Below are 1,596 nucleotides of genomic sequence, written 5' to 3'. Positions count from 1 at the left end.
CCCTCGGGGACCCCGCCTCGAGGACGGCGCGGGCCACGCGCTCGACGCGGTCGGGGGTGGCCTCGTCGCCGAGCGCGGAGGCCACGCGGTCGATCAGGGAGCGGACGTCGGTCGGCATCGGTCGGGCGAGGGCGGAGGTCGAAGGTACCGACCTCGAGGACGCCTCTGCCCGCCCTCGTGACCGTGAGGCAGGGTCAGCCGGGAGAGTGCCGCACGTCGCGATCCGGTCCGGCCTCGAGGACGCCCTGACTCGGCCTCGAGCACGCGCTCTGACGGAACCCGACGCCGCCGGAGCGAGTGACGCCGTTCCCTCTCGAGAGTCCCATGCCCGACTTCGTCCGCGTCGCCTCCGTCACCGACCTCGCCGACGGCGAGATGCGCCAGGTCGAGGCCGACGGCACCGCCGTCCTGCTCTCCCGCGTCGACGGCGAGTACCACGCCTGCACCGCGTTCTGCACCCACTACGGCGCCCCGCTCGCGACCGGCGTCTTGGAGGGCACGACGGTCTACTGCCCGTGGCACCACGCCGCGTTCGACGTCTGCTCCGGCGACCTGTGCGAGCCGCCCGCCCTCGACGCGTTGCGCTCCTTCGAGGTCCGCATCGAGGGCGACGACGTGCTCGTCCGCGTACCCGACGACGCCGACGAGCACGGCAAGGGCGTCGACTACCGCGAGAGCGATGGCGAGACGCCCTCGATGGCGAACGTCGACGCCGGGGACGACCGCTTCTTCCTTCTCCTGGGCGCCGGCGCCGCGGCCGAGGCCTGCGCCGAGGAACTCCGTCACCTCGGCTACAAAGGCCGGCTCGTGATGGTGACGAAGGAGACGCGGGCGCCGTACGACCGGACCAAGCTTTCCAAGGGCTACCTCGGCGGTGGCGCCGGCGACGACGCGCTCCGCCTTCGCGACGCCGATTTCTACGAGACGCACGGCATCGAGGTCTGGACCGACCGGACCGTCACCGGCCTCGATCCCGAGTCCAAGGCGGTCTCGTTCCGAGAGAGCGAGCCGGTCACCTACGACGCCGCGCTCGTCGCCACCGGCGGCACGCCGCGTCGCCTGCCCATCGAGGGCGCCGACCTCGATGGCGTCCACCTCCTTCGTTCTTGGGACGACGCTCAGAAGCTGGTGTCTCGCGTCGAGGGCAAGCAGTCCGTCGCCATCATCGGCGCCTCGTTTATCGGGATGGAATCAGCCTCGAGCCTGATCGCGCGCGATCTCGAGGTGACCGTGATCGGGCGCGAGGAAACGCCGTTTGAGGGCGTTCTGGGCGCCGACGTGGGGGCCGTGTTCCAGCGGGCGGCCGAGGACAAGGGCGTCGTCTTCCGGCTCGGGGCCAGCGTCGAGCGGATCGAGACCGTCGCGAGCGATCCCCACGCCGAGACGCCGAGACGGCTACGCGTCGTCCTCGATGCCGGCGCCCTCGAGGCCGACGTCGTGCTCCTGGGCGTCGGCGTCGCGCCGGCCACGGGATTTCTCAAGGGCGCGTCGTTCCGCCGCGAGGACGGCGGGCTCCTGACCTCTGGAACGTTGCGCGTGGCGCCCGGCCTGTTCGCCGCCGGCGACGTCGCCGCGTTCCCAGACACACGCTTGGAC

Annotated in this window: 2 protein-coding genes; one reads left to right on the top strand and one right to left on the bottom strand. The window is 72.0% G+C overall.

Annotated features, from left to right (window positions below):
- Positions 1-194: 194 nt before the first annotated feature.
- Positions 195-326, bottom strand: a complete 132-nt coding sequence (locus tag WBA11_RS18290) for a hypothetical protein (RefSeq protein WP_424522070.1) — start codon at positions 324-326, stop codon at positions 195-197.
- Here WBA11_RS18290 and WBA11_RS18285 point away from each other — a divergent pair.
- The coding region (locus WBA11_RS18285; RefSeq protein WP_424522069.1) for an FAD-dependent oxidoreductase at positions 325-1,596 on the top strand (1,272 nt) is incomplete at its 3' end. The genes WBA11_RS18290 and WBA11_RS18285 overlap by 2 nt on opposite strands.

The organism is Rubrivirga sp., assembly GCF_049648075.1.
Lineage (GTDB): Bacteria > Bacteroidota > Rhodothermia > Rhodothermales > Rubricoccaceae > Rubrivirga.
The sequence above is the reverse complement of the archived record's forward strand: the minus strand, read 5'-3'. Positions and strand labels throughout refer to the sequence as shown.